This is a genomic window from Roseateles sp. SL47, from assembly GCF_026625885.1.
GTDB lineage: Bacteria > Pseudomonadota > Gammaproteobacteria > Burkholderiales > Burkholderiaceae_C > Roseateles.
Window position 1 is genome coordinate 1,535,534 of sequence record NZ_CP113068.1, and the last position, 26,748, is coordinate 1,562,281.

Consider the following 26,748-nt stretch of genomic DNA (forward strand, 5'->3'; position numbering starts at 1 on the left):
AGGGCCGGCCAAGGGCTGGCGCAGGACCGGGTTCCGCAGGGCCGCCGTGAGTCCCATCACAGGCCGTGGTCAGTCTTCGTATCGGCCGAGTCGCACCATGGTCTGGCCGCCCCGGCCAGGCCGCATCATCGGCATGATCAGTACGCAGTCGTCGTGCGGTGTACGCCACTGCTGACCGTCGTCTTCCGCGAGCAGGGTGCCGGCCCTCGGAATCTCCAGCAGATGGTGCACCGGCTGGGTGAAACGGAAAGCCGCCGTGCGAGCCGTGATGCCCTGGCCCACCCGCACCAGCCGCTGCCGCTGCGGCGGCGCGCAGCGCAGGTGCTGTGTCGCCCAGGCCCCCTCCACCAGACCGGCGTGGCGCAGGAAACGCAGGCAAACGTCCAGGGCCATGTCGGCGGAGGTCGTCTCCCAATGGGCACCGCATTCCACCAGCACCGCCTGGCGGGGGCTGAGAGGGTCCGCGAACCCACCGCGGTCGATCAGGCGCAGCCCGGCGGCATGGCCGGTGTCCACCAGCAGCGTGGCCGGCTGCCCCAGCGCCCGGGCCAGCGGCACGCTTTTATCGGTCATGCCGCAGATGGTCAGGGCAGGGGCGCCGGGCTCCTGCATCGAATGCAGGTCCAGGAGCAGGTCGGCGCCGTCGATGAAGGGGCGCAGTTCACGGGCCCGGCGCAATTCCACCGAGGTCCGGGGACCCAGCAGCACGCTGTCATCCCAGACGCGGTTCATGTCTTCATCCACATACCGCGATACAAACGGCTGGGCCGCGTCGAACTGCTGGAAGGCCTGCACATTCGCAAAGGCCATCACCAGCTGCCCCCGCAGCGGCCGGACGTCGTGGCGCAGCAGCCAGTCCAGCGCCAGGGCGCCACACAGCTCATTGCCATGGGTCAGGGCCTGCAGCATCACCGTGGGCCCGGGCTGGCCGGAATCGCGCAAGTGGACGTGGTCCACCCCCGTGCCTCCGTCCCGCCATCGGCGCAGGTCCGGGGGTACCAGCGCCACCGGAGGCGGTTCACCCTCTGCGGCCAGGGCAGGATGCAGCAATTGCCCATCCGGGGAATCACTGGGCGAAACAGCAGCAACAGAACGGTCAGGAGGTGACGGACCCATGGCGAGGGATCCTACACTTCCACCTATGAGAACACTGACCGGCCATGACGGCCTGCCCCTGCATTGGCGTGAATGGGGCGCAGACCCCGCCCAACGTTCGCAGGGCACCCTTCTGATCGTTCACGGCCTCGGCGAGCACATCGGCCGTTATGACCACGTCGCCCGGCGCCTCAATGCCTGGGGTTGGCAGGTGGTGGGATATGACCAGCGCGGTCACGGCGCATCCGGCGGTGCGCGTGGAGACATTCCCGAATCCGACAGCCTGCAGCGAGACCTGTCCTGCGCGATTGATGCCGTGCGCAGCGATGCCCGCATGAACCAGGGCCCGCTGGTACTGCTGGGCCACAGCATGGGCGGGGCCGTGGCGGCCAGTTTCGTGGCCGGCGCCCTGGTGCCGACCGAATGGTCCCGGCTGGTGGATGGCCTGGTGCTCAGTTCCCCGGCGCTGGATGTGGGCATGTCCCTGGTGCAGCGCGGCCTGCTGGCCACCACGCTGCCGCTGGTGCCGCATGTGGCAGTGGGCAACGGGCTGAACCCGGCCTGGATATCCCGGGACCCGGCGGTGGTGGCGGCCTACAAGGACGACCCGCTGGTGCATAACCGCATCACGCCCATGCTGGCCAGGATGTTGGCGGACACCGGCCCGGCGCTGATGCCGCATGCCGCCCGCTGGCCGGTGCCCACCCTGCTGATGTGGGCCGGTGCGGACCGCTGTGTGGCCCCGTCCGGCAGTGCGAACTTCGCCGCTGCCGCCCGCAAGACCGGGGACGGGTCCGGCGTCGAAGCCGAACTGTTCGAGGGCCTGTTCCATGAAATCTTCAACGAGCCCGAGCAGGACCAGGTCTTTGCCCGCCTGAACTCCTGGCTGGCCGCCCGCTTCTAAAATCGACACCCTCACCAAGGCGGCCGCACCGGCCGCGCAGGAGCCTCTCATGAACGCACGTGATCCGTCGTTGCCGCTGCAAGCCGATGAAGTGAGCGCCCTGGGCGCCTTTGCCGAACAGGTCTGGGACGAGGAAATCGTTCCCGCCCTGACCGACTACATCGCCATCCCGGCCAAAAGCCCGATGTTCGATGCCAACTGGGAGGCCAACGGCTACATCGATCGCGTCGTGCGGGATGCCGCCACCTGGGTGGAAAGCAAGAAGGTCCCCGGTCTGAAGCTGGAAGTGATCCGGCTGGCCGGCCGCACGCCGGTGATCTTCTTTGAACTGCCGGCCACCAAGTCGGGCAGCACCGACACCGTCTTGCTCTACGGCCACTTGGACAAACAGCCGGAATTCAACGGCTGGCGCAACGACCTGGGCCCCTGGACGCCCAAGTACGAGGACGGCAAGCTCTACGGCCGCGGCGGCGCTGACGATGGCTATGCCATCTACGCCTCGCTCACCGCGCTGATGGCGCTGGACCGCCAGGGCGTGCCCCGTCCCCGCTGCGTGGGCTTGATCGAAACCTGCGAGGAATCCGGGTCCTTCGACCTCCCCGCCTATGTGGATGTGCTCAAGGACCGCCTGGGCAATGTCTCCCTGGTGGTCTGCCTGGACTCCGGCGCGGGCGACTATGACCGCCTGTGGATGACCACCTCGCTGCGCGGCATGGTGTCCGGCGTGCTGAAGGTGGAAGTGCTGACCGAAGGCATCCACTCCGGCGATTCGTCCGGTGCCGTGCCGTCCTCGTTCCGCATCCTGCGGCATCTGCTGGACCGCCTGGAAGACTCCGGCACCGGTCGCCTGCTGCCGGAGAGTTTCCACTGCGAGATCCCTGGTGTGCGCCTGGAACAGGCCCGCGCCACCGCCGCCATCCTCAAGGAAGAGGTCTACAAGCGCATGCCGTGGGCTTGCGGTGCCGACGGTGGCCCGGTGCTGCCGGTGAGTGCCGACCCGGTGGAAGTGCTGCTGAACCGCACCTGGCGGCCGACGCTGTCGGTGGTGGGGGCGGAAGGCTTCCCCGAGCTGAAGAATGCCGGCAATGTGATGCGGCCCTACACCGCCTTCAAGCTGTCGCTGCGTCTGCCACCGCTGGTGGATGGCAATGAGGCGGCCCTGCGGCTGAAGACGCTGCTGGAGGACAACGCTCCCTACAACGCCAAGGTCAGCTTCGTGCCGGACGGCCGTGCCGGCGCGTATGGCGCCACCGGCTGGAACACGCCGGAACTGTCGCCCTGGCTCAGCCAGGTGCTGGAGGAGGCCAGCCAGGCCCACTTCCATGCGCCGGTGGGCTACATTGGTCAGGGTGGCACCATTCCGCTGATGGGCATGCTGCAGAAGAGCTTCCCGTCGGCACAGATGATGGTGTGCGGCGTGCTGGGCCCCAAGAGCAATGCACATGGCCCGAACGAGTTCCTGCACGTCCCCTATGGCAAGCGCCTGACCGCCGCAGTGGCCCAGGTGATCGCGGCCCACCCGTAAGGTCGTCGCCGGCCCGGCAGTGGGCCCGCACCGGCGGTCGGGGCGGCGCAGTGCATGGTGAGAGGAACGGCATGGACCAGGTCAGAGCCATGCGGGTGTTCACCCGCGTCATCGATGAGGGCAGCCTTGCCGGCGCCGCCCGTGCCCTGGACCTGGCCCCAGCCGTGGTCACCCGTCTGATCGCCGACCTGGAAGAGCATCTGGGCGCACGGCTGCTCAACCGCACCACTCGCCGCCTCTCGCTCACCGACGTGGGCGAGTCCTATCTGGAGCGCTGCCGTCGCATCCTCACCGACATCGAAGAAGCCGAGGCCCTGGCCTCGGCGGCGGTGAATGAGCCGCGTGGCAACCTGCGTGTGCTGATGCCACCCGCCATTGCGGTGCACCAACTGGCGCGCCACATGCAGCGCTTTCATGCGCGGTATCCGCATGTGAGCCTGGAACTGGCCGTGCCGGGCCCAGTGAGCGCCCTGGACGAAAGCTTCGACCTCACCGTCATCAGCACCCGGGCCGAGCTGCAGGGAGACTTCATCGCGCGGCGGCTGGCCCGTACCGAGGTGATTCTTTGTGCTGCGCCGGAATACCTGGCACGGCATGGACGGCCGGAGCATCCCTCCGAGCTCAAGCAGCATGCGCTGATGCTGCCGCCCATCCATGAGATGTCCCGGGGGGTGACCTTCGAGCGCTGCGGCCTGGACGGTCAGCCGCTGGAGAGCTACTTCACCATGCCCTCCCGGCCGGTGGTGGCCACAGCCTCGACCGACACCAAATATGCCTGCGCCCTGCATGGGCTGGGCATTGCCGGGCTGCCGTCCTTCGTGGCCGGTGACGCACTGGTGGAACACGCGCTGGAACGGGTGCTGCCCCAATGGCGGCTCTACAGCTTCACCTTGTGGGCCGCCATGCCCAGTCGCAAGTTCATGCCGGCCCGCACGCGGGCGTTCATGGACTTTCTGCTGGAGATCTTTGGCGGCAAGGATGAAGACCCCTGGCTGGCCGCAGCCGGTTGCCCCACCTCGCGCCCGGCGGCGCCGGAGGCGGATGCTGCGGCAGCCGTGCCGAGCGGCGATTGAGCCCCCACCGCCACCGCTGCCCTCACCGCAGCCCGTAGAAGCCGTTCAGCGCAGGCTGAACCCCGTCTGCAGCAACTGCGGTTGCAGGTCTTCCATCAAGCGCAGCAGCGGCGACAGCTCCACATAACGGGTGGCCGTCTTCACCACGTAGGCATAGAAGCGGGGCAGATCTTCCGCATAGTGCGGCTTGCCGTCCCGATGCTTCAGGCGGCAGAAGATGCCCAGGATCTTGAGATGGCGCTGCAGCACGGTCCATTCCAGCGCGCGCCAGAACAGTCCGAAGTCCAGGGCCATGTCGTGCGGGTCTTCGCCGTTGGCATCCATGCCAAACAGGCCGGCGCGACGCGCCCCCTCCCAATACCGCACCGCCCAGTCGAGCTCTTCAGCCTCCTCCCAGGAGAGGAAGGCATCCCGCAGCAGCGATCCGATGTCGTAGGTGATGGGGCCCAGCACCGCATCCTGGAAGTCCAGCACCCCGGGGTTGCCCTGGGTCGCATCGCAGACCATCAGGTTGCGCGCCATGTAGTCCCGGTGCATGGGCACCACCGGCTGCGTGGCGATGTTGGCGGCCAGCGCGGTGACGGTGCGGTCCCAGTAGCCTTGTTGTTGGGGTGTCCACTGCTTGCCGTGGTGGGTGACTACGCACCAGTCCACAAAAATCTGCAGTTCGCGGCGGACAAACGCCTCATCGAAGCGCGGCAGGTCCGGGGCGTTCCCCGCCTGGCCGCAGGACTGCCAGCGCAGCAGGGCGGTGGTGGCATCGCGCATCAGGGCCTGGGCGGCGGGCAAGTCCTGCGCTTGCTGGGCCTGGCGCAAGGCCTGCAAATAACTGGTGCTGCCCAGGTCTTCGAGCAGGGCAAAACCCAGTGCCTCGTCATGGGCGTGAATGGTGGGCACATGCAGACCACAAGCCGCCATCTGGAGACCGACCGCCACAAACGGCGCCACCTGATTGGGGGTGGCAGGCGCATCCATGATGATGAAACTGTGGCCGGCCTGCGCCTGGATGCGCAGATAACGGCGGCTGCTGGCGTCGCTGCTGGCGCAGGCCAAGGTCTGCGGCAACAGGCCGTGCGGGCCCACCAGCGGGGCCAACCACTGCTCAAAGAGGGTGGCGCGCTGCGGGTCTGGCCAGATTTCCGGTGGGGCGGAATGTGTCATCGAGGAAAAGTTCAAGCGTGAGGGAGGGCGCTGCCACCGATACCAGCGTAGTCCCGTGCCGGCGCGGCCGCCAGCCTCGTGGATAATGATTCTACAAACCCTGGGCAGCGCCTCGCGTTCCGCGTGGCTGCCTGACTTTCGCAAGACGCCGCCCTGCTTGATGCGCTCAACGGTTTTTCGACTCCGCCCCTTGCCCCTGGCAGCCCTGCTGGCTGTGGCCCTGCCCGCAGCGCCCAGTGCCTTTGCGCAAGAATCCGCCGGCGAACCGCTGGCGCTGAAGCCGTCCAAACAGCTGAACCAGACCCGCCGCAAGGATGTGCGTCCGGCGATGGCGTTGCAGGCGGATCGCATCACGTCCGAAGTGGACCAGCTCTCCACCGCCGAAGGCGATGTGCAGCTGCGTTACGGCGGCATCCTGCTCAAAAGCCGCACCCTGCGCTATGACCATGAGCAGGATCTGGCCACCGCCGAAGGCAATGTGGAGCTGAGCCAGAACGGCGCCTTGCTGCGTGGCCCGTCCCTGAGCCTGTTCGTTGACCGGTTTGAAGGTCAGATGGACAGCCCGAACTATTTCTTCTCCACCACCGGCGGCAGCGGCAGTGCCAAGGTGCTGCGCTTCATCGGCGAACAGCGCATGCAGGCCGATGAGGCCACCTACAGCACCTGCCCGGTATCGGAGGACGGTGAGCGCAAGCGGGATTGGGTGCTGATCACCAAGAGCCTGAAGCTGGACTTCGAGGCCGGTGAAGGCGTGGCGACCGGCGCCACGGTGCAGTTCCTGGGCGTGCCGATTCTGGCGGCCCCCTCGCTGAGCTTCCCGCTGGGGGATCAGCCGAAGTCCGGTTTGCTGCCGTCCAATGTCAACATCGACAACCGCAGCGGCTTCGAATTCGGTCAACCGTATTACTGGAGCATCGCGCCCAACCGCGACGCCACCTTCACCCCCTACGTGATGACCAAGCGCGGGGCCGGCATCGACAGCGAGTTCCGCTACCTGGAGTCAGAGCATCGCGGTTCGATGAGCTTCGCCTGGCTGCCCAAGGACCAGGTGGCCGGTCGCTCGCGCTGGGACCTGCGCCTGCTCAACCAGGGCGATCTCACCGACACCTGGCGTTATGAGATCAATGCGGAGCGGGTGTCCGATGAGGACTACTGGAAGGACTTCCGGCGTCGCATGAGCACCCAGACGCCGCGTCTGCTGCAACAAGACTTCAAGACGCAGAAGGACTACACCTTCGGCTGGGGCGACGTGCAGACCTATGCCCGTGTGCAGCACTGGCAGGCATTGCAAGTCCCGGAAGCGGACGATCAGTTCAGTTCCCCCTATCAGCGCTCGCCACAGATCGGCATGCGGTTGCAGACCGGTGCGGATGATTCGGTGCTCGCGGGTTATCTGCCCACCGGCCGCCGTGCGCGTCTGGAAGGTGGGGTGGAGGTGGAATACAACCGCTTCGATCTGCCCACCGGCTCCTTGTCCACCCAGACCCAGACCGGTGAACGGGTACACATGCTCGGCCACGTGAGCCTGCCCTTCAGTGGTGCGGCCTGGTGGCTGATCCCGAAGGTCTCGCTCAATGCGGCCAGCTACCGCACCGACCAGCCGCTGCTCAATGGTGAGCGGTCGATCAGCCGCACCATCCCGACCTTCAGCATCGACCACGGCTGGATCCTGGAGCGTGACACCACGCTGTTTGGCCAGAATGCGCGCCAGACGCTGGAGCCGCGCCTGCTCTACGTCAACACACCGTATCGTGACCAGTCCAACGTGCCGAATTTTGATTCGGCGCCCAAGGACTACAACTTCGATTCGGTGTTTGCCGAGAACCAGTTCTCCGGTGTGGACCGCGTCAGCGATTCGCACATGGTGGCCTTCGGGGCCACCACCCGCTGGATCGAAGACGAGCGCGGCGAGGAGCAACTGCGCCTGGGCATGGTGCAGCGTTATCTGCTGCGCGACCAGAAAATCACCCCGGACGGCACGCCGCAGACCCACCGCCTTTCCGACGTGGTGCTGCTGGGCTCCGCCCACCTGAACCAGGCCTGGTGGACCGACAGCACGCTGCAGCTGAATTCTTCTGACGGCAAGGTCGAACGGACCGTGCTGCGCCTGCGTTATTCCCCCGGCCCGTTCCGCACCCTGAGCGCCTCGTATCGCCTGGCGCGTGGGCAGAGTGAGCAGCTGGAGCTGGCCTGGCAATGGCCGCTGTTTGGTCCGGACCGCAAGGCGGTCAGCGGCGGGCCGGGCTGCCAGGGCGCCTGGTATGGCGCCGGCCGTCTGCAATATTCCATGCGTGACAAGCGCTTCACTGATTCCGTGGTGGGCGCGGAATACGACTCCGGTTGCTGGATTTTGCGCATGGGGGTGGAACGTGAAGCCACCGGCCGTGCCGAAACCAACACCCGCCTGATCCTGCAGTTGGAGCTCGTTGGCCTGTCGCCGCTGGGCTCCAATGCGCTGAAGGTGTTGAGAGACAATATCCCTGGTTACCGTTCGCTGAGCTCGGAACGCTCGGCCTTTGGCACTTATGACTGAACTGCGTTCGATGCGAAAACTGAAGCCTTTGGCCGCTGCCACTCTCCTCTGTCTTGCGGCCACCGCCGGATCCATCGCCTATGCGCAGAGTGGCGAATCCGCCGCAGCCAAGGCGGCGGCTCGCGGGGCGGCTGCCTCGGCGCCTGCCGCTGCCGCGTCGGAACCGGCGGCACCGGCCTCTGCCGTCCAGCAGGCAGCCGCGCGTCCTCCTGTTGAACAGCGTACGCTCAAGCCCGGCGACTACATCGCGGCGGTGGTCAACTCCGACATCGTGGCGGCGTCTGAGGTGGTTCAGCGTCAGGAGCGCATGAAGGAAGAGGCCCGTCGCCGCAACGAAACGCCCACCAGCGAACTGATCCACAAGCAGGCGCTGGACAGCCTGATCGACGAGCGGGTGGTCACCACCTACGCTCGCGAAAATGGCCCGCGCGTGGATGAACCGGAACTGGACCGGGTGGTGGCCAACGTGGCCACGCAGAACAAGCTGACGATGGAAGAGCTGCGCAAGCGGCTGGCGACCGAAGGCATTGATTTCAAGCGCTTCCGCGAGAACCTGCGCGACCAGATGCTGAGCGAGCGGGTGCGTGAACGTGAGGTGCAGGGGCGCATCCGCGTGACTGACGGCGAGATCGACAAATATCTGGACGAGCGCCAGGCTGCTCTGCAGGATCGTGCCCAGCTCAACATCGCCCAGGTGCTGGTGCCCGTGCCCGAGAACGCGCCGGCGGCGGTGGTGGAAGAACGCCGCGCCCGCGCCGAGGCGGCGCTGCAACGCATCAAGAACGGTGAAGAGTTCGGCAAGGTGGCTCGTGAGGTGTCCGAGGACGCCAACAAGTCCAAGGGCGGTGAGATCGGTCTGCGGTCGGCCGACAAGCTGCCGGATGTGTTTGTGGATGCGGTGCGGGACCTGAAGTCCGGTGACCTGCGCCCGACGCTGCTGCGTTCGCCCGCCGGTTTCCATGTGCTCAAGCTGGTGGAGCGCCAGGCGGGCAAGGCCTCCATCAACACCATTGTGCAGACCCATGCGCGGCACATCCTGCTGCGGCCGTCCGAGCAACTGACGCCGGACCAGGCGGCGCGTCGCCTGTCGGAATTCAAGCGTGCCATCGAAGCCGGCCGCGCCACCTTCGAGCAACTGGCCCGTGCCAACTCGGAAGACGGCAGCGCGCAGGACGGCGGCGACCTCGGCTGGGTCGGCCCCGGCAGCTTCGTGCCGGAATTTGAAGAGGCGATGGACCAACTGCCGCTCAACGGTATTTCCAACCCGATCGCCTCCCGTTTCGGTATCCACCTGATCCAGGTGCTGGAGCGCCGCGACGTGGTGCTGGACAGCAAGCAATTGCGTGACCAGGCCCGCATGGCCCTGCGGGAGCGCAAGTATGAAGAAGCCTATTCGGACTGGATGAAGGAACTGCGCGCACGCGCCTTCATCGAGACCCGCGAATGGCTGGATTGATCGGCTGACATGGCACACATTGCGCGGAAGCGCTTCGGTCAGCACTTCCTGACCGACAAGGCTGTCATTGACGCCATCATCGATGCCATCGCCCCTGGTGAAGACCAGGCGATGGTGGAGATCGGCCCCGGCCTGGGCGCCATGACGCTGCCGCTGCTGCAGCGGCTCCCGGCCAGCAGCCAGCCGCTGACGGTGGTGGAGCTGGACCGCGATCTCGCCGCCCGCCTGCGCAAGCGGGGCGACCTGACGGTGGTGGAGTCCGACGTGCTGAAGGTGGACTTTGGTGCGCTCGCGCAGGCACGGGGCCAGCGGATCCGGGTGGTGGGCAACCTGCCCTACAACATCTCGTCGCCCATCCTCTTTCACCTGCTGCAGTATGTGGACCAGGTGGTGGATCAGGTCTTCATGCTGCAGAAGGAAGTGGTGGACCGCATGGCGGCCGGCCCGGGCGGCAAGGACTATGGGCGCCTGAGTGTGATGCTGCAGTGGCGGTATGACGTCGAGGCCTTGTTTGATGTCCCGCCGGAAGCCTTCGACCCGCCGCCGCGGGTGGATTCGGCCATTGTCCGCATGACCCCCTGGGCCACACCGGCGGCGCTGGATGAACAGCTGCTGAGTGAGCTGGTGCAGTCGGCGTTTTCGCAGCGCCGCAAGCTGCTGCGTCACAGCCTGGGCCGCTGGTTGGAAGCGAGGGGCTACACCGGTGATTTCGATCTGCACCGCCGCGCCGAAGAAGTACCGGTGGCGGAGTTTGTGGCGCTGGCGCAGTCGCTCTGAGCGTTGGATGGCCGTGATGGCCGGGAACCCATAAAAAAGGCCTTCCGTTTCCGGAAGGCCTTTGGTTTTTTAAAGGGCTGTGATGGTCACGCCCTGTGCAGCGTCAGGCTTCGTGGGTCACGCGGCGTTGAGCCACATGGACGTGTCGAAGGCGCTACACATCATCGGCATGTTCATGCCGAAGTTGGGGTTTGGATTGGTCTTGGTGCTCTTGAGCACCGGCTTCTCTGCGGGGGCCACCTCAGTCGCCCGCTCCCATGACCCGATTTCTTGGGAGCGGGCTACTGAAAAGAATAAAAACACCGGAAGGGGATTTTGCGTTCTCCCCAGAAGTCAGCCGCTTCGCGGAAGACGTCGAGCAATTGTTCGCGGGCTTCGCGGTCGAACCGGGCGTGGTCCGGCAGCTGATCCAGCACCACCACGAAACCGGGCTGGCTGCCTGATTTGTGGACCAGGTCCGTCATGCAGTCGTAGAGCGCATCGAGGTTCTTGCCGAAATGCGCCGGGAACAGGAAGGCGCTGGCGATCATTTCCAGCACGTCCTGCTTGGTGTCCGCTGCCGCCAGGCTGGCGTACAGGAAATGCTGGCCGGCATCCTGAGCAGCCTGCATCAAGTCCTCTACCCGGTAGGCTCTGATCGCCTGCACGATGTTGGGACGGACTGTCTGCAATTGCATGGTCGCGTTCCTCCTAGATGGTCACAGATTGCGGTTCCGCCGGGTCACGGCGTGATCTTCGAGAAGCTCACGTAGTGGTCGTCGGTGTAATAACAAACATCAGGTTTCGTGGGGGGCTCACCACCACAAACCAGGCGCCTGGCACCGCGATTGCGGGCCTTGGGCTTCTGGACGGTGTATTCGCGGTAATAGCCGCGAGCCTTGGCGGGCAGTTGCCGCTCCCGATTCCCGAAGACGGTGCCGTCCTTCTCGTAGGGGAAGGGGCCACCTGACAGCACACGCTGATAGGTCGTCTGGGCTTCGGCCGGAAGCGCCTGCAAGGCCACCGTGTCTCCCCACCGTTCGCGGGTGGTGGAAGCGTTGTCGCGGGCGAAGGCGGCATTGGCACCCAAGAGTGCCGCTGTCAGCGTGGCGGTAGCTGCCATGGCTGACCAGACGGAATGCCATCCTCGGCGGAGCCCTTGGACGCGTGTGGAGCGAGGTGCGGGCGTTTGCCCGGAAGGCTCACTCACCGACTGCCCGACCACCGCGCCAGGCGCTCCACTGCGCCTTTGATTGTGCGAAAACACGGGTTTACCCTGAATCCTGAAGCCGAAATGGTACAGAAAGGGCCATCAATGCTCAAGCCAGGGTCTGCCGCAATGCCTGAAAAAGCGGCATTGTTGGCACGTGCTCACATCCAACAAGATCATTAGCCAGCCTCAGTTTCATTGGCTTGTTATCTGGTGGTGAGCCTCTACAAACTTTTTCTGAAGGGCGATCCCCGATTTCCCCGTAATACCCTTAAAAGGGCATTCCCATGCCCATCCCGGGCTCCCGCCGCGCGCGCGGCCTCGCTCACCGCACCTTGCGGCACGCAGTCGCACGAACCCGCGCAGCGCCGTTCAAGCGGGGCTGCTGGTGAGCGCGGGGGGGCCGAACGCCGGGCCGCCCCAAGTCGGCCCATTGCCCCGTCGGGGGGGCGTATTTGATGCGCCTTAGGCGCATCAAACCGGGGGCCCACACCTGATCCCCTTCACGGCTCCTGGCGGCACCTAGTCGCATGAACGCGCGCAGCGCCGTTCAAGCGGGGCTGCTGGTGAGCGCGTGGGCCGAACGCCGGGCCGCCCCAAGTCGGCCCATTGCCCCCTCGGGGGGCGTGTTTGATGCGCCCTAGGCGCATCAAACCGGGGGCGCACCTAGTCGCATGAACGCGCGCAGCGCCGTTCAAGCGGGGGTCTCACTGAGCGCGGGGGCCGCCGCCGGGCCGCTCCCAAGGCGGCCCTTGCCCCCTCGGGGGGCGTGTTTGATGCGCCCTAGGCGCATCAAACCGGGGGCACTCTCACCGTGCCGCGTTCGCGTCCGCCACCACCATCGCGGTCATGTTCACGATCCGACGCACCGTGGCGCTCGGCGTCAGCACATGCACCGGCTTGGCGGCGCCCAGCAGCACCGGTCCGATCGCAATGCCGCCACCCGCAGCCGTCTTCAGCAGGTTGTAGCTGATGTTGGCCGCATCGATGTTGGGCATCACCAGCAGATTGGCTTCTCCGCTCAGCGTGCTGCTGGGCATCAACTGCTGGCGGTAGTTCGGGTCCAGCGCGGCATCGCCATGCATTTCCCCATCCACTTCCAGCCACGGAGCCGTCTCCTGGATCAGCGCCAGTGCCTCCCGCATCTTCACCGCCGACGGGCAGTTGCTCGATCCAAAATTGCTGTGCGAGAGCAGCGCCGCCTTCGGCTTCAGACCAAATCGCATCATTTCCTCGGCGGCCATGATGGTGATTTCGGCGATTTGCTCGGCGGTGGGGTCGTAGTTCACATGCGTATCCACCAGCATCACCTGGCGGCCGGGAAGAATCAGCCCGTTCATGCAGGCAAAGTTCTTCACCCCGGGGCGCTTGCCGATCACCTGATCGATGTACTGCAGGTGCATCGCCGTGTTGCTCCAGGTGCCGCAGAGCATGCCGTCCACTTCCCCCTTGTGCAGCAGCATCGAGCCGATCAGGGTCAGACGGCGGCGCATCTCGATCTTGGCCAGTTGCTGGGTCACACCCTTGCGCTGTGTCATCTCGAGATAGGTCTGCCAGTAGTCGCGATAACGATGGTCAAACTCGGTGTTCACCACGTCGTAGTCGCGGCCTTCCTGCAGGCGCAGGCCAAAGCGCTCGCAGCGCTGGGCAATCACTTCCGGACGGCCGATCAGGGTCGGCCGTGCCAGGTTCTCGTCCACCACCACCTGCACCGCACGCAGCACCCGTTCTTCCTCGCCTTCCGCATAAGCGACACGCTTGTGCATCGCTTTCTTGGCGATCTGGAAGATCGGCTTCATGGTCGTGCCGGAGGCATACACAAAGCTCTGGAGCTTCTCCAGATAAGCCGTCATGTCCTGGATGGGACGCTGGGCCACGCCCGAGGCCTCCGCAGCCTTGGCCACGGCCGGCGCGATCTTCATCATCAGGCGCGGGTCGAACGGCTTGGGAATCAGGTATTCCGGGCCGAAACTCAGGTTGGCCCCGGCATAGGCCGCAGCCACCACCTCGCTCTGTTCCGCCTGTGCCAGCTCGGCAATGGCATAGACGGCGGCGATTTCCATCTCGTCATTGATGGTCGTCGCGCCGCAGTCCAGGGCTCCGCGGAAGATGTAGGGGAAGCACAGGACGTTGTTGACCTGGTTGGGGTAGTCCGTCCGGCCCGTGGCCATGATGGCGTCATCCCGCACCTGCTTGACCTCTTCCGGCAGGATTTCCGGTGTCGGATTGGCCAGTGCGAAGATGATCGGGTTGGGCGCCATCGAGCCGACCATGTCCTGCTTCAGCACACCACCGGCGGACAGGCCCAGGAAGATGTCGGCGTCCTTGATGACGTCGCGCAGGCTGCGGGCGTCGGTCGGCTGGGCGTATGCGGCCTTGTCCGGATCCATCAGCTCCGCACGGCCCTGGTACACCACGCCGGCCAGGTCGGTCACCCAGATGTTTTCGCGGGGCAGGCCCAGCTTCACCAGCAGGTTCAGGCAGGCCAGCGCTGCCGCACCCGCACCGGAGGTCACCAGCTTGACCTTCTTAATGTCCTTGCCCTGCACCTTCAGACCATTGATGAGCGCAGCGCCCACCACGATGGCGGTGCCGTGCTGGTCGTCGTGGAACACAGGGATCTTCATCCGCTCGCGCAGCTTGCGCTCCACGTAGAAGCAGTCCGGCGCCTTGATGTCTTCCAGGTTGATGCCGCCGAAGGTGGGCTCCAGCGCGGCAATCACATCGACCAGCTTGTCCAGGTCGTGCTTCTCGTCGATCTCCAGGTCGAACACGTCGATGCCGGCGAACTTCTTGAACAGCACCCCCTTGCCTTCCATCACCGGCTTGGACGCCAGCGGGCCGATGTCGCCCAGGCCCAGCACGGCGGTGCCGTTGGAGATCACGGCCACCAGGTTGCCCCGGGAGGTGTAGCGGAAGGCATTGGCCGGGTCGGCCACGATTTCCTCGCAGGCGGCAGCCACACCCGGCGAGTAGGCCAGGGCCAGGTCACGCTGGTTGATCAGCTGCTTGGTGGCCGCAATGGCCACTTTGCCGGGCGTCGGAAACTCGTGATACTCAAGAGCGGCCTTGCGCAGTTCAGCGCGTTTTTCTTCGGACGTGGACATGAAGGACTCGGTCTGGTTGGGGCCTCGACGCCAGGTCTCGATACATCTCGAAAAGCCCGGCCGTAGCTGATTCAGCAATGGGTTGGGTGGGCGATTGTAGGAGCCCGCCCGCGCACGTTCACGACGTACTATGCATATCCTGCATGCAAGCGTGCAAGCAGCAGATACGCGAAACCGCGCATCCGCCAGGGCTGCAGCGGGCGCATACTGCCTGCCTTCCTCAGGCAGGCCTCGGGGAGGAAGCGGCTTTTTGCGCCCATCCGAGCGGATCGTGCCCCTTCCTGCCCGTTCCTGACGCTTCCTGGCCACTTCCTGCCGTTCATGCCGTCCACCTTGTCCCCCACCAGTCTGTCGCCGCCGGTGTCCCGGCCGCGTCGCCGGCGCCGCGCTTTGCTGTGGGGAGCGCTGGTTGCATTGCTGCTGATCGCACAGTCCTTGCTGCTGGCGTTGACCCTGAGCCACGAAGCCTCCCGTGCCCAGGAGGCAACCGAGCAGGCGGCAGCGGAGGTGGCGGCGCGAGGCAAGCAGTTGCTCAGCCGGGATCTGCAGGGCTTGCAGGGTCTGATGTGGGCCCATGAAACCGAGTGGCGCGGCAATGCGGCCGAGCTGCTGCGGCAGACCCGGGTGATTCTGCGCATCGAGTCGCGCGATGCGCAGCGCCGCATCGAACGCGTGGCGGAGTCCCCCTACCTGCCGCCGCTGTTTGCGCGCCTGGGCCGCGAGCAACTGCAACTGGAGACTGAACTGGCCTGCGCGGGCGCCCTGCGCCAGGGGACGCCCCTGTTCTCACGGTCGTACTTTGTGCCGCTGCCCGGTGGGGAAGGGCTGGAAGTGACCGACCTCTGCCTGCCGCGGGTGCGTGCCGGGGAGCCGCCGTCCTACGTGGTGGCCACGGTCGGACTGCGCGCGCTGCTGGAAGAGTCCACCTCCCAGGAGCAGGTCCGGCAGTTCGAAATGTCCTTTGTGGAGGGGGACGGCACCCGACTGGCCCGCACCGGCCTGATCCGGGGCAGCGGCTTCTACATGGCCGAGCGTCTGCTGGATCTGCAGGGCATGAGCCTGCAACTGCGGGTGGACAGCGGCTCCGGCAAACCCAAGCTGATCCCCAACCTGGCCACGGCCCTGGTGCTGGGTCTGTCGCTGGCGTTGCTGGCGCTGGTGCTGATCCTGGCTCGGGATGGCCGCCGCCGTGCGCAGGCAGAGCATGCGCTGGCGGAAGCCCTGGCCTTCCGGCAGGCGATGGAGAACTCACTGATCACCGGCCTTCGGGCGCGGGATCTGGACGGCAACATCAGCTATGTGAATCCCGCTTTCTGCGCCATGGTCGGTTATGCCGCCGAGGAATTGGTCGGTACCGGCCGACCGCCGGAGGCGCCGCCCTACTGGCCGCCCGAGTTCACCGAAGAATACTGGCGTCGCCATCATGACCGCGAAGCCCGATGGGAAGCGGGCCTGCCGCCGCGAGAGGGGTTCGAGACCGTCTTTGCCCGCAGCACGGGGGAACGTTTCCCGGTGATGATCTACGAGGCCCCGCTGCTGAATGCGGAAGGCCAGCAGACCGGTTGGATGAGCGCGGTGCTGGACCTGAGCGCTCAGCGCAAGGTGGAGGAGCTGTCGCGCCAGCAGCAGGAGCGGCTGCAGGCCACGGCACGTCTGGCCACGGTCGGCGAGATGGCTTCGCTGTTGAGCCATGAGCTGAACCAGCCGCTGTCGGCCATTGCCAGCTATGCCACCGCGTCGCTCAACCTGATGGTGCGCGAAGCCGACGATCCGCAGACGCCCGACATGGTGCGCCAGGCCGTCACCCGGATTGCCGAGCAGGCCGAGCGTGCCGGCCGGGTGATCAAGAGCGTGCATGACTTCGTGCGCCGCCGCGAGCAGTCCCGCGAGTGGGTGAAGGTGGCGCAGCTGATGGATGCCGTGTTGCCGCTGGTGCGGCTGCAGGCGCGCAAGAGCGGTGCGCGCATCGAGCTGGACCTGCCGGACTCGGTGCCGCGGGTGCGTTGTGACCGCACGATGGTGGAACAGGTGCTGCTCAACCTCACCCGCAATGCCATCCAGGCCATGGACGGACCCACGCCGCTGGCCGAGCGCTTGCTGGTGATCCGGGTGCGCCCCCTGCAGCCGCGCTGGCTGAGCATGTCGGTGATCGATCGTGGGCCGGGCATTCCGCCCGAGGTGGCTCGGCAACTGTTCACGCCCTTCTTCACCACCCGTACCGAAGGCATGGGCCTGGGTCTGAGCCTGTGCCGCACCGTGGTGGAACAACATGGGGGCGCGATGGACTTCGACAGCCGCGTAGCGCCCGACACCCCCACCGGCACCGAGTTCCGCTTCAGTCTGCCGTGCGAGGATACGGCCGGTGGACATCGGTCCACGCTCAAAGGAGAAACATCCGCATGAAGCCGCAGTCCCTGCCGATGGTCTATCTCGTGGATGACGAGGATGTGGTGCGCGACGCGCTGTCCTGGCTGCTGCGCTCACGTCGTCTGCTGTCGGAAGGTTTTGGCAGCGCCGAGGCCTTTGAATCCATGCTGGACGCTTTGCCCCGCCAGGGGGTGGACTGGCCGAACGCGCCCAGTTGCCTGCTGCTGGATGTGCGCATGCCAGGCATGAGCGGCCTGGCCCTGTTTGAGCGCTTGGTGGAGCGCGGGCTGCTGCGCACGCTGCCGGTGATCTTCCTGACCGGTCATGGGGATGTGCCCACGGCGGTGGCGGCGGTGAAGCAGGGCGCCTACGACTTCGTGGAGAAACCGTTTTCCGACAACGCGCTGGTGGACCGGGTGGAGCAGGCGCTGGCCCGCAGCGCTGAGGCCATCGACGCACGCGGGGTCAAGGCGGCACTGGGGCATCGGGTGGGGGAACTCACCGAACGCGAGCGGGAGGTCATGCAGCTGGTGGTGCAGGGCCTGCCCAACAAGCTGATTGCGGACCAGCTCAACATCAGCGTCCGAACGGTAGAAGTCCATCGGGCGCGGGTGTTCGAGAAGATGGATGTGAAGTCGGCGGTGGAGCTGTCCAACCTGCTGCGAGGCGATGGGGCGGCCTGACGCGACGGGCGCCTTCATCGCCCAGCCCACAGGCAACTGATCAGCCAGCCCACCGCCACGGCGGCCTGCACCGGGTCGCTCAGCAGCGCGTCGCCGGGCGACTCGCCCTGCTCCTGGATTTCCACCAGCTGCCAATAACGGAAGAGTCCGAACAGGGCGAATGGGAAACTCACCGCCAGTGCGGGCCGTTGCGTCAGGATGTAGAGGGCATAACAGGTCAGGGCGCTGGCGGCGCTCAGTTCGGCATAACGCACCAGCAGCGCATCGCTGTAGCCGCTGAGCACCTCTCTGGCCAATGAACCGTAGCGGCGCAACTCCCGCAGCCGCTTGAGGCTGCAGAGAAACAGCGCCAGGCTCAGCACCGAAATCCCCATCCAGGCGGACAGCGTCAGCCCCAAGGCCGCGCTTCCCACCCACGTGCGCAGCACAAACCCGCTTGAGAGTGCAAAGAGATCCACCACCGCGACCCGCTTGAGCCAACGTGAGTAGGCCAGGCTCAGCACCAGATAGGCCCCGAGCCCCGCCGTGACCCTCCACTGCCACGCGGATGCCGCGATCAACACGCTCAGCAGCACCAGGCCCAGCCCCACGGCCTGCGGCACGGTGAGGTGACCGGCGGCGAGGGGGCGCTTCAGGCGCTTGTCCGGGTGCCGTCGGTCGTTCTCGATGTCATGCAGATCGTTGATGACATAGCAGAGCGACGCCGCCACGCAGAACAGCGTTGTGGCAATGCCGACAGTGAGCAGGTCGTCCCAGTGTTTCCAGCGCCCGGAGAACAGCACCGGCATCATCACCAACAGGTTCTTGATCCACTGACGGGGGCGCGCCAGGCTCCATAGCGCACGCATCACGCCAGGTCGAACCACCGGATGGGCAGTGATGCTCATCGTGCGTAGCGTTCCGAGACCGGGCAGACACCGTGACGCAGCAGGCCGGGCAATTGATAGAAGCGCGTCAACACCTGGCTCAGCACCTCTTGCCGATAACGCTCGTATCGGAAGCCCTGCCCGCGCAGCACCGGATATTGCAGACCCTGGTGGGTGATCGATTCCATGTGGATGTTGTCGAAATACGGGGAGAGCGGGGCGAGATCCTGGGGACGTCCGGGCTTGGAGAGGATCAGGAGGTCCTGGCCGGCCAGGCGGCGGAAGTCGGTGTCCAGATCATCCTGGCGCGCATGGAAAGAGCCGGTGCCGAACACGATCACCGGGCGATGCGTGTGATAGGCCAGCGTGGCCGACTGGGCATAACTCAGTGTGGCCAGGGTGGCCGTCGGTCCCAGGCGGGAAAGCGCCTGGGCCAAGGGTGGGGTGTCCAGATACAGCGCCAGGGACGGAAACTGCGCCAGTTCCCGCCAGGCGCTCATGGGCATGAGCAGCACCAGGCTCACCACCACCCCATGGGCCATCGCCAGGCCGGCCAGAAAGAAGCGCCAGGTCCGAAATGCCGGCCGCCCGTGCTGCAGCAGTGCCAGCAGTGCGAGGGGAAGAAAGGCCAGCACCCAATGCAGCCCCACGGGCTTCACCAGCGACAGCAGCCCGAAGGCGGCCAGGGGCACCACCGCCAGCACTTGCAAGGTCCGAGGTGCCTGCGGGCCTGGACGCGGCGCCACGCGGGGCAGTAGCGGGGCCACGGCCAGCGGGGTGAGGCTGTAGAGCAGCACGCCGACATAGGCGACGGGATGTTGCCAGCCGGGGCCGATGTCCGCATTGCGGTTGATGAAGTTGAACATCAGGTTGGGCCAGCAATGCTGGCTGTTCCACCAGCCCATGAGCAGAAGCGGCGGCACGCAGGCCAGGCTGACCGCTGCCAGCGCGCGCCACGGCTTGCGGCCCTGCGTGGTGAGCGTGTCCACCACATAGGCCAGCCACAGCAGCGCAGCGAAATACTTCGAGAGCACGGCACCGGCCAGGCCGACCGCCGCCAGGGCCAGCGACAGGTGGCCCCCCCCTGCGCGCACACGCAACCAGGCAAGGCCGGACAGCACGCTGAAGTAGATGAGCGGTGTGTCGGTGGTGATGAGCACATTCCAGACATTGCTGGGAAGCAGGGGGACGAGCAGGGCTGCCGCCTGGTAGCAAGTGCCGCCAGCGGCATCCGCCGACGAGCGCCCCACCGACGAGGCGTCCGCCCGTCGGCCCGCCACCAGCAGCATCAGGCTCAGCACAAACGGCAGCAGCACCGCGCTCAGTCGCAGCCACAGGGGATGGTCGCCCAGCGTCAGCTGCGCGGCGAGCCACCAGCCGACCATCGGTGGATGGTCGTAGAAGCCCCAGTCCGGATGCCGGCCCCAGCCGATGAAATAGGCTTCGTCGCCGGTGATGGGCAGGGTGGCGGCCACCCAGCAGCGCCAGAGCAGCAGGGCCGTCAACAAGCCGGCCATCAGCGTCATCTGCAGCTGGCGCGGATACGGGGCGGAAGCTTGCCGCTGTCGCCGGAACCCGGCGATACAGGAGCGGAGGAAAGGTGTGGGCAAGGAGACCGGCCTTCGGCGGCATTGCCGTCGTGAGATGGAAAGGCGCTCGATTCTTCTCACGGCCCAACGGCCGACAATCACCGAGACCTGCACGGTCAGCGCCCCTTGCACAAAGGGGAGTCAGGCGCCCCTCACCCTTGTGGCATCCCGAGGCGGCGACAATGCGACCCATGGGTGAATTTGATCTGATCGCACGTTATTTCACGCGTCCGGCACCTGCGCCCGGCCACACGGTGGCCCTGGGGGTGGGGGACGACTGTGCAGTGCTGACACCAACACCGGGCCACCAATGGCTGGTGTCTACCGACATGCTGGTGGAAGGGCGGCATTTCCTGTCGACCGTGCAGCCGCAGCGCCTGGGCCACAAGGCCCTGGCGGTCAACCTGAGCGATCTGGCGGCCAGCGGCGGCACGCCCCGCGCCTGTTTCCTGTCGCTGGCGCTGCCGCGGCTGGACGAGGCTTTTCTGGCCGGTTTCTCAGAGGGCTTGTTCGCCTTGGCCGATGCTCATGGACTGGTGCTGGCGGGCGGGGACACCACGGCCGGCCCCCTGAACATCAACATCACCATCATGGGTGAAGTGCCCCAGGGGCAGGCCCTTCTGCGTTCCGGTGCCCGGGCGGGGGACGACCTCTGGGTCAGTGGCACCTTGGGGGATGCCAGACTGGCGCTGGAGGTCTTCCGCGGCCATGTGTCGCTGCCGGGCGATCAGTTCGACTCGGTGCGCCTGGCGATGGAGCTGCCGCAGCCACGTGTCGCCCTGGGCCGTGCGCTCCGCGGTCTGGCCAGCAGCGCCATCGACGTTTCCGATGGCCTGGCCGGTGACCTGGGTCACATCCTGCATCGTTCGGCCGTGGGGGCCCGTCTGCATCTGGCCGACCTGCCACGCTCCGCTGTTCTCGGCGCCATGCCGGAGGACCTCCAGCGGCTGTGCCTGCTGACCGGGGGCGACGATTACGAGCTGGTCTTCACCGCCCCGGCCGAGGCCCGGGACCGCGTGCTGGAGGCGGGCCGCCAGTCGGCCACCCCGGTCTACCGCATTGGCCGCATTGAGCCGCAGCCCGGCTTGCGGCTGGTGGATGGGGAGGGTCGCGAGCTGGATCTCGCGCTGCAAGGTTTTGATCACTTCAAGTCATGAGCCATCCGTCTACCGATGCTTCCGAGGGAACGCCCGCTGCTCCGACCGCGCCACGCCGCGCCACCCTCGCCTTCATGGTGCGCCACCCGGCCCGCTGGCTGGCATTGGGCTTCGGCAGTGGTCTTGCACCCAAGGCCCCAGGCACCGTCGGCAGTCTGTGGGGCTGGGCGGGCTTCCTGCTGATCAACCCCTGGGTGACGCCCCTGCAGTGGGCGGGTGTGCTGGTGGTGGGGTTGCTGGTCGGCTGGTGGGCCTGCACGGTGACGGCGCGTCACCTGGGCGTCTGCGATCCGGGTTCGGTGGTCTGGGACGAGATCCTCGCCATGTGGATCATCCTGTGGCTGCTGATGCCGGCCAGTCTTTGGTGGCAGGCCGCTGCCTTTGGCGTGTTCCGCTACTTCGACGCGGTCAAGCCCGGCCCGGTGCGCTGGGCCGACAGCCTTTTCAAGTCACCGCCGGGCGCCCCCGTGGGTGCGCGCCAGGGCTTCGGCATCCTTTTTGACGATCTGGTCGCGGCCGGATGTACGCTGCTGGTGTTGGCGGTGGCGCGCCATCTGCTGCATTGACCCAGGAGATCGACATGGTGCTAGCTGAAGAATCCGAGCTGATCCAACGCATTGCCCTGGCCCTGATCCAGCGGCGCGAGCGCATGGGGACGGCGGAGTCCTGCACGGGCGGCCTGATCGCAGCGGCGTGCACCAGCCTGGCGGGCTCCAGCGAATGGTTCGAGCGCGGCGTGGTCAGCTACAGCAACCAGTCCAAGACCGAGTTGCTGGGGGTGCCGGCCGCGATGATCAGCCTGCATGGCGCCGTCAGCGGCGAAGTGGCCGAGCAGATGGCCCGCGGGCTGGTGGCGCATTCGCCGGTGGACTGGGCGCTGGCGGTCACTGGCGTGGCCGGCCCCGGTGGCGGCAGTGAGGCCAAGCCGGTGGGCACGGTGTGGCTGGCGCTGTTGCATGGCCGCACGCCGGTTCGGGTCTGGAAAGAGCTGTTCAGCGGGGATCGGCATGCGGTCCGTACCCAGACTGTGCGTGTGGGCCTGCAGGCGCTTTGCGACGCTCTCGAGGATCGTGATAGCTGACTGTTGGCTGCTGACTGCGGAGCCCCCATCCCCTCGGCGTTGAACCGCCGGCCCCAGGCTCAGAGCCCGGCCAGCACCGTATTGGCCACCGCATCCCCCAGGTCCGGCGGCTCCCAGCCGCGCAGCCATTGCGCGAACTGGTCGCCCGGCATCGGCCGGGCCAGGAAGTAGCCCTGGGCCTGATCGCAGCCCAGGGTCTCCAGCAGGGTCCAGGCCTTGCCCGTCTCCAGGCCTTCGGCCACCACCCGCAGGCCCAGGTTATGGGCCAGCTCAATGGTGGAGCGGACGATCTTGGCATCGTCCAGGTCCCGCTCCATGCCCATCACGAAGCTACGGTCGATCTTGAGTTCATCCACCGACAACTGCTTCAGGTAGGCCAGCGACGAATAGCCGGTGCCGAAGTCATCAATGGACAGCTTGAAGCCGAGCGCATGCAACTGCTCCAGCGTCTGCAGCGCCCGCTGCGGGTCGTCCATGATGGCGCTTTCGGTGATCTCCAGGCACAGCGCCGACGGCGGCACGCCGGCCGCCAGGTCGGCAATCTTGATGGGCAGGTCCTGGTCCATCAGGTCACGTGTCGACAGGTTGACGCTGATGGGGACGGCCAGCCCCTGGCGTTGCAGGTCCAGCCAGGCCTGTGCAGAGGCCCGCAGCATCCAGCTGGTGAGCTGGCGGATGAAGCCGGTCTGCTCCGCAAACGGAATGAAGTCCATCGGTGGCACCAGACCCCGCACGGGGTGCTGCCAGCGCACCAGCGCTTCGGCCCCACCAATGCGTTGTGTGGCCAGATCCACCTTGGGCTGCAAATACAGCCGCAGCTCATTGCCGTCGATGGCCTGCCGCAATTCGCTGATCAGCGACAGCGATTCCTGGCTGGCCGCATCCATGCTGGGCGAATAAATCTGGAAGCCCGACTGGCTGCGCTTGGCCGCATGCATGGCCAGCTCGGCATGCCCCATCAGCTCGCTCATGTCGCGCCCATGCTGCGGATACAAGGCGATGCCCAGGCCGGCGGACAGGTCCACCGTCTGGTCGTCGATGGTCAGCGCACGTTCGAAATCCCGCTGGATCCGGTGGCAGACCGCCTCGGCCCGCTGCGCGCCGGCCCCTTCCACCAGCAGCACAAATTCATCGCCGCTCAGCCGGGCGATCAGCCGGGCATGGTCCTTCAGCAGCGCCTGCAGCCGCTCGGCCAGGGCCCGCAGCAGCCGGTCCCCAAAGGCTCGGCCCAGCACATCATTCACATGCTTGAAGCGGTCCAGGTTGAGCATGATCAGTGCAAAGCGGTCCTCGCTCTCCGTCATGCGACGGCTGAGGGTCTGGCTGAATTGCTCCCGGTTGGGCAGGTCGGTGAGCGGGTCCCAGAAGGCCAGGCGGTGTACCTGCTCCTGGCGCTCGCGAATGCCGACCCGCATGGCCTCGAAGGCCTCGGCCAGATCGCCGATTTCATCACGCGAGGGCCGGGCGACCGGCTGCGCATAGTCGCCGCGGCCGAGGCGCTGCGCTTCATGCGCCAACCACTTCACCGGGCCGCTGATGCGTCGTGCCGTGAGCACCGCTCCCAGCGCAAAGACCGCCACGCCGGCCAGACTCAAGCCCAGCAGGGACCATTGCAGTTGCCGGTAGGGCGCACGGGCCTCATCCACCGACCGCAGCAGCAGGGAGGCCATGGTCTGGCTAGGGTCACCGCCGTGCTCCAGCCTTTGCAGACGCGCCTGGTATTGCTCGCCGCCCAATTGAAGGTGGAAGGTGATCGGGGCCTCCCCCAGACCGTCTGGCAGCGCCGCCAGCAGGGTGGGATGGACCGATGCCTCCAGCACGCTGGACAGCAGCTGCCAACGGCCGCCGGTGCGTGCCAGCAGCACGCCCTGGATATGGGCAATGCGCTCCAGCTCGCGCAACTGCTCCTGGCGCAGCTCAAATCCCATGAACACCCAGCCGCCCAGGCCGGCTGCACGCATCGGCGCCACGACCACTTGATAGGCCTTGCCGTCCAGCAGCACCAGTTGGTTCTGGCTGTGGCCCCGGCCCTCCTGTGTGATGCCGGGCAGCATCGGGGCGACCTGTCGGGCCAGCGGGGCGGTGGCGGTGACAAAGCGGTAGCGGTCGTCGGCATAACCGATGAAGCTGGCCTCGCCGCGTTCGCTCAGATTGGTGAAGACATCCTTCAGCGTGGCCGTGAGCTCATCACCGCTCACCCCTTCGGCCAGGGCCCGGCGCAAGCCGAAATCCGACTGCAGCAGATCGGCCACCAGGCCACGCTGTTCAGCATCCTGCCGCAGCAGCTGGTCGAACACCCGTTCGCCGGAGGCCAGTTCTTCCCGCACCGAGGCACGGGCATTGCGATCAATGCCTTGATTGAGCAGCAACAGGCTGATGCATTGGACTCCCAGCAACAGCGCGAGGAACAGCGCAACGATGCGCCCTTCCAACCGCCGAAGGTTGAGGAAGTCCGGCCAGCGCATCAGTCACGCAGCTCCAGGGCCAGACCGCCGGGCGGGCCGGCAGGCACGACCAGCGACTGTTGACGCGGCGCATCATTGCCCAGCCGGGCGTGCCAGAGCGCCACCTGGTGTTGACCGGGCGGCAGGTCCAGCTTGGCTTGTCCTTGGGCGTCTGTGGTGGCGAAAAGCGGGGTGTCCACCACGATGATGCGGGCGGTCATCTTGTCGTGAATGTTGCATCCGAGCTGTGCAACGCCCGGCTTGTCGAAGACTACCGGCTCTGCGGGCGTACCGGCGTACAGCTTCAGTTCGAATCGACGGATTGGCGAGAACGAATACACATGGTGTCGAACCGTGTCGAAATTCGGGAAGCTGACCGCCGTGCCAGTCTGCACCACCAAGGTGCCGGGCTGGAATTGGCGGTCCCGCTGAGCCATCTGGGCGACGGTGCCGGGCGCCGCCTGGCTGGGTTGCCCCTTGAGCTCCACCGCCACCACGGCACCGGCCAGCGGGGCGCCGGCAGCGTCCTTGACCTGGAGTGTCCAGGGCGCCGCGGAGGCGGCAAGTGGGCTGAGAAGAGCGGTGGCTGCCGAAGCAGCAAGAAGAAGGGCTGCAGACGGGCGGCGGGAGCGCATCGGTGTGGGCCTGGTGGTCTCGTCAGGCGTCAACCATAGCGGGTTTTGGGGGCGGATGGGGGGGCGGGGCGGAGGGCCTGTTCCAGCATCAGGGCCAGCCGGCCCAGGGCGTCCCAGGGGTCGGCCGGCCAGTCCGGATGTTTCAGGCCCTTGACGATGCCGTCACACACCTGGGCGGCCACCAGCAGGCGCGACAGGGCGGCGCCGCCAAGTTGCGGGACCAGGCGCTCAAACAACCGTTCCTTCGGGCCCCAGACCCGGGCTTCCCGCAGGGCCATCGGCAAGGGCTTGCCGCTGGCCACGGCGTCATGCACCCGCTTGAGGGCGCGAATGTCCTCGGACATGGTCCAGTGGACCAGCACGGCGGCTTCGCCTTCGGCTTTCAGGCCTTCCAGCATGCGCAGCACCCGGGCGACCTTGCCGCTGAGCAGGGCCTCGCTCAGCTTGAAGACATCGAACCGGGCCACGTCCAGCACGGCCGCTTCGATCTGTTGCAGGCTCAGTTCCCCCGGGGGATGCAGCAGCGCCAGCTTCTGCAGTTCCTGATGCGCCGCCAGCAGATTGCCTTCCACCCGGTCAGCAAAGAACTCCAGCGCCTGCTGCCCGTCCGGGCCGGCCGAGACCGACTGCCCTTGTTGCTGCAGGCGCCGCGCGATCCAGGCGGGCAGTTCGCGGCGTTCCACCGGGTCCACCCGCACGGTGACACCGGTGGTGTCCAGGGCGGTGAACCAGGCGCTGGAGAGCTGGGTCTTGTCCAGGCGGGGCAGGGTGACCAGCGTCAGCACATCCGGGGGCGCGCCTTCGCAATACCGTTGCAGCGCGTCCGAGCCTTCCTTGCCGGGCTTGCCGTTGGGAATGCGGATTTCGATCAGCTGCCGCTCGGCAAACAGGCTCATGGCCTGTGAGGCGGCAATCACCGGCCCCCAGTCGAAGTAGGCGCCGGTGACGATGAACACCTGGCGCTCGCCATAGCCCTGCCGGCGCGCTTCCGCGCGCAACAGGTCCGCCGCCTCCTGGGCGAGCAAGGGCTCGTCGCCATGGACGGTGTAGATCGGCTTCAGGCCTTTGGTCAGATGGCCCGGCAGTGCCTCCGCTTTGATCTGCAT

At 66.5% G+C, this 26,748-nt stretch carries 21 protein-coding genes; 11 read left to right on the plus strand and 10 right to left on the minus strand.

Annotated elements, in window-relative coordinates; translation table 11 throughout:
* Nucleotides 1-69: 69 nt before the first annotated feature.
* Nucleotides 70-1,050 carry a succinylglutamate desuccinylase/aspartoacylase domain-containing protein gene (locus OU995_RS06705; RefSeq protein ID WP_267834765.1) on the minus strand — a complete coding sequence of 327 codons (981 nt, stop codon included), beginning with the start codon at nt 1,048-1,050 and terminating at the stop codon, nt 70-72.
* Between the two features lie 91 nt (nt 1,051-1,141).
* Between OU995_RS06705 and OU995_RS06710 the strand changes: the two genes are divergently transcribed.
* The 3 genes from OU995_RS06710 (at nt 1,142) to OU995_RS06720 (ending at nt 4,597) form a co-directional block, all read left to right on the plus strand.
* Nucleotides 1,142-1,999, plus strand: coding sequence for an alpha/beta hydrolase (locus OU995_RS06710; protein ID WP_267834766.1), 858 nt, complete (start codon nt 1,142-1,144; stop codon nt 1,997-1,999).
* Between the two features lie 49 nt (nt 2,000-2,048).
* Nucleotides 2,049-3,524: a M20 family metallopeptidase gene (locus OU995_RS06715; protein WP_267834767.1), complete on the plus strand. Its 1,476-nt coding sequence runs from the start codon at nt 2,049-2,051 to the stop codon at nt 3,522-3,524.
* A gap of 71 nt (nt 3,525-3,595) precedes the next feature.
* Entirely contained in the window at nt 3,596-4,597 is a 1,002-nt protein-coding gene (locus OU995_RS06720; protein ID WP_267834768.1) for a LysR family transcriptional regulator, read from the plus strand.
* Nucleotides 4,598-4,642: 45 nt separating this feature from the next.
* Here OU995_RS06720 and OU995_RS06725 read toward each other — a convergent pair whose 3' ends face one another.
* A complete protein-coding gene (locus OU995_RS06725) occupies nt 4,643-5,758 on the minus strand; it encodes an aminoglycoside phosphotransferase family protein (protein ID WP_267834769.1) in 1,116 nt (371 codons plus the stop codon).
* A 190-nt stretch (nt 5,759-5,948) separates the two neighbouring features.
* Here OU995_RS06725 and OU995_RS06730 point away from each other — a divergent pair, with 190 nt between their 5' ends.
* From OU995_RS06730 to rsmA, 3 genes are read left to right on the plus strand one after another with little or no spacing between them, the layout of a single operon-like run.
* A complete protein-coding gene (locus OU995_RS06730; protein WP_267834770.1) occupies nt 5,949-8,291 on the plus strand; it encodes an LPS-assembly protein LptD in 2,343 nt (780 codons plus the stop codon).
* Nucleotides 8,292-8,301: 10 nt separating this feature from the next.
* Nucleotides 8,302-9,747 carry a peptidylprolyl isomerase gene (locus OU995_RS06735; RefSeq protein WP_267834771.1) on the plus strand — a complete coding sequence of 482 codons (1,446 nt, stop codon included), beginning with the start codon at nt 8,302-8,304 and terminating at the stop codon, nt 9,745-9,747.
* Nucleotides 9,748-9,756: 9 nt separating this feature from the next.
* A complete protein-coding gene (rsmA, locus tag OU995_RS06740) occupies nt 9,757-10,524 on the plus strand; it encodes a 16S rRNA (adenine(1518)-N(6)/adenine(1519)-N(6))-dimethyltransferase RsmA (protein WP_267834772.1) in 768 nt (255 codons plus the stop codon).
* A 281-nt stretch (nt 10,525-10,805) separates the two neighbouring features.
* On the opposite strand, the gene OU995_RS06745 is transcribed toward rsmA, so the two are convergent.
* The 3 genes from OU995_RS06745 to OU995_RS06755 form a co-directional block, all read right to left on the minus strand.
* Nucleotides 10,806-11,201: a barstar family protein gene (locus OU995_RS06745; protein ID WP_267834773.1), complete on the minus strand. Its 396-nt coding sequence runs from the start codon at nt 11,199-11,201 to the stop codon at nt 10,806-10,808.
* 44 nt (nt 11,202-11,245) lie between these two features.
* Nucleotides 11,246-11,626 (minus strand): ribonuclease domain-containing protein, encoded by a 381-nt coding sequence (locus tag OU995_RS06750; RefSeq protein WP_267834774.1) that lies wholly within the window; start codon nt 11,624-11,626, stop codon nt 11,246-11,248.
* Between the two features lie 896 nt (nt 11,627-12,522).
* Entirely contained in the window at nt 12,523-14,862 is a 2,340-nt protein-coding gene (locus OU995_RS06755) for an NADP-dependent malic enzyme (protein ID WP_420714877.1), read from the minus strand.
* Nucleotides 14,863-15,141: 279 nt separating this feature from the next.
* Here OU995_RS06755 and OU995_RS06760 point away from each other — a divergent pair, with 279 nt between their 5' ends.
* Nucleotides 15,142-17,223, plus strand: coding sequence for a sensor histidine kinase (locus tag OU995_RS06760; protein ID WP_267834776.1), 2,082 nt, complete (start codon nt 15,142-15,144; stop codon nt 17,221-17,223).
* Complete coding sequence (locus tag OU995_RS06765; RefSeq protein WP_267834777.1) at nt 17,220-17,870, plus strand: response regulator transcription factor; 651 nt, start codon at nt 17,220-17,222, stop codon at nt 17,868-17,870. Before OU995_RS06760 ends, OU995_RS06765 begins: the two co-directional genes overlap by 4 nt.
* A gap of 14 nt (nt 17,871-17,884) precedes the next feature.
* On the opposite strand, the gene OU995_RS06770 is transcribed toward OU995_RS06765, so the two are convergent.
* Nucleotides 17,885-18,757, minus strand: coding sequence for a UbiA family prenyltransferase (locus OU995_RS06770; RefSeq protein WP_267834778.1), 873 nt, complete (start codon nt 18,755-18,757; stop codon nt 17,885-17,887).
* Entirely contained in the window at nt 18,754-20,253 is a 1,500-nt protein-coding gene (locus OU995_RS06775) for an ArnT family glycosyltransferase (RefSeq protein ID WP_267834779.1), read from the minus strand. Before OU995_RS06775 ends, OU995_RS06770 begins: the two co-directional genes overlap by 4 nt.
* A gap of 263 nt (nt 20,254-20,516) precedes the next feature.
* Here OU995_RS06775 and thiL point away from each other — a divergent pair, with 263 nt between their 5' ends.
* Genes thiL through OU995_RS06790 form a run of 3 tightly spaced genes read left to right on the plus strand, consistent with a single transcriptional unit; the run spans nt 20,517 to nt 22,563 of the window.
* On the plus strand, nt 20,517-21,482 hold the full coding sequence (thiL, locus tag OU995_RS06780; RefSeq protein WP_267834780.1) for a thiamine-phosphate kinase: 966 nt from the start codon (nt 20,517-20,519) through the stop codon (nt 21,480-21,482).
* The gene (locus tag OU995_RS06785; protein ID WP_267834781.1) at nt 21,479-22,048 is read left to right on the plus strand and encodes a phosphatidylglycerophosphatase A; all 570 of its coding nucleotides are present in this window, start codon (nt 21,479-21,481) and stop codon (nt 22,046-22,048) included. Before thiL ends, OU995_RS06785 begins: the two co-directional genes overlap by 4 nt.
* A gap of 14 nt (nt 22,049-22,062) precedes the next feature.
* The gene (locus OU995_RS06790; RefSeq protein WP_267834782.1) at nt 22,063-22,563 is read left to right on the plus strand and encodes a CinA family protein; all 501 of its coding nucleotides are present in this window, start codon (nt 22,063-22,065) and stop codon (nt 22,561-22,563) included.
* 59 nt (nt 22,564-22,622) lie between these two features.
* Here the strand turns inward: OU995_RS06790 and OU995_RS06795 are convergent, their stop codons facing one another.
* The 3 genes from OU995_RS06795 to holA are packed head-to-tail and all read right to left on the minus strand — an operon-like array spanning nt 22,623 to nt 26,748.
* On the minus strand, nt 22,623-25,028 hold the full coding sequence (locus OU995_RS06795; RefSeq protein WP_267834783.1) for a putative bifunctional diguanylate cyclase/phosphodiesterase: 2,406 nt from the start codon (nt 25,026-25,028) through the stop codon (nt 22,623-22,625).
* Complete coding sequence (locus tag OU995_RS06800) at nt 25,028-25,642, minus strand: methylamine utilization protein (protein WP_267834784.1); 615 nt, start codon at nt 25,640-25,642, stop codon at nt 25,028-25,030. The genes OU995_RS06795 and OU995_RS06800 overlap by 1 nt, the downstream gene beginning before the upstream one ends.
* Nucleotides 25,643-25,671: 29 nt before the next feature.
* Nucleotides 25,672-26,748 carry a DNA polymerase III subunit delta gene (gene holA / locus OU995_RS06805; RefSeq protein WP_267834785.1) on the minus strand — a complete coding sequence of 359 codons (1,077 nt, stop codon included), beginning with the start codon at nt 26,746-26,748 and terminating at the stop codon, nt 25,672-25,674.

Bases quoted from the DNA above. Each gene is read 5' to 3' on its own strand.
- OU995_RS06710 (WP_267834766.1), top strand. From the start codon at position 1,142: ATGAGAACACTGACCGGCCATGACGGCCTGCCCCTGCATTGGCGTGAA.
- OU995_RS06715 (WP_267834767.1), top strand. From the start codon at position 2,049: ATGAACGCACGTGATCCGTCGTTGCCGCTGCAAGCCGATGAAGTGAGC.
- OU995_RS06720 (WP_267834768.1), top strand. From the start codon at position 3,596: ATGGACCAGGTCAGAGCCATGCGGGTGTTCACCCGCGTCATCGATGAG.
- OU995_RS06725 (WP_267834769.1), bottom strand. From the start codon at position 5,758: ATGACACATTCCGCCCCACCGGAAATCTGGCCAGACCCGCAGCGCGCC.
- OU995_RS06735 (WP_267834771.1), top strand. From the start codon at position 8,302: ATGCGAAAACTGAAGCCTTTGGCCGCTGCCACTCTCCTCTGTCTTGCG.
- rsmA (WP_267834772.1), top strand. From the start codon at position 9,757: ATGGCACACATTGCGCGGAAGCGCTTCGGTCAGCACTTCCTGACCGAC.
- OU995_RS06745 (WP_267834773.1), bottom strand. From the start codon at position 11,201: ATGCAATTGCAGACAGTCCGTCCCAACATCGTGCAGGCGATCAGAGCC.
- OU995_RS06750 (WP_267834774.1), bottom strand. From the start codon at position 11,626: ATGGCAGCTACCGCCACGCTGACAGCGGCACTCTTGGGTGCCAATGCC.
- OU995_RS06760 (WP_267834776.1), top strand. From the start codon at position 15,142: ATGCCGTCCACCTTGTCCCCCACCAGTCTGTCGCCGCCGGTGTCCCGG.
- OU995_RS06765 (WP_267834777.1), top strand. From the start codon at position 17,220: ATGAAGCCGCAGTCCCTGCCGATGGTCTATCTCGTGGATGACGAGGAT.
- OU995_RS06770 (WP_267834778.1), bottom strand. From the start codon at position 18,757: ATGAGCATCACTGCCCATCCGGTGGTTCGACCTGGCGTGATGCGTGCG.
- OU995_RS06775 (WP_267834779.1), bottom strand. From the start codon at position 20,253: ATGGCCGGCTTGTTGACGGCCCTGCTGCTCTGGCGCTGCTGGGTGGCC.
- thiL (WP_267834780.1), top strand. From the start codon at position 20,517: ATGGGTGAATTTGATCTGATCGCACGTTATTTCACGCGTCCGGCACCT.
- OU995_RS06785 (WP_267834781.1), top strand. From the start codon at position 21,479: ATGAGCCATCCGTCTACCGATGCTTCCGAGGGAACGCCCGCTGCTCCG.
- OU995_RS06790 (WP_267834782.1), top strand. From the start codon at position 22,063: ATGGTGCTAGCTGAAGAATCCGAGCTGATCCAACGCATTGCCCTGGCC.
- OU995_RS06795 (WP_267834783.1), bottom strand. From the start codon at position 25,028: ATGCGCTGGCCGGACTTCCTCAACCTTCGGCGGTTGGAAGGGCGCATC.
- OU995_RS06800 (WP_267834784.1), bottom strand. From the start codon at position 25,642: ATGCGCTCCCGCCGCCCGTCTGCAGCCCTTCTTCTTGCTGCTTCGGCA.
- holA (WP_267834785.1), bottom strand. From the start codon at position 26,748: ATGCAGATCAAAGCGGAGGCACTGCCGGGCCATCTGACCAAAGGCCTG.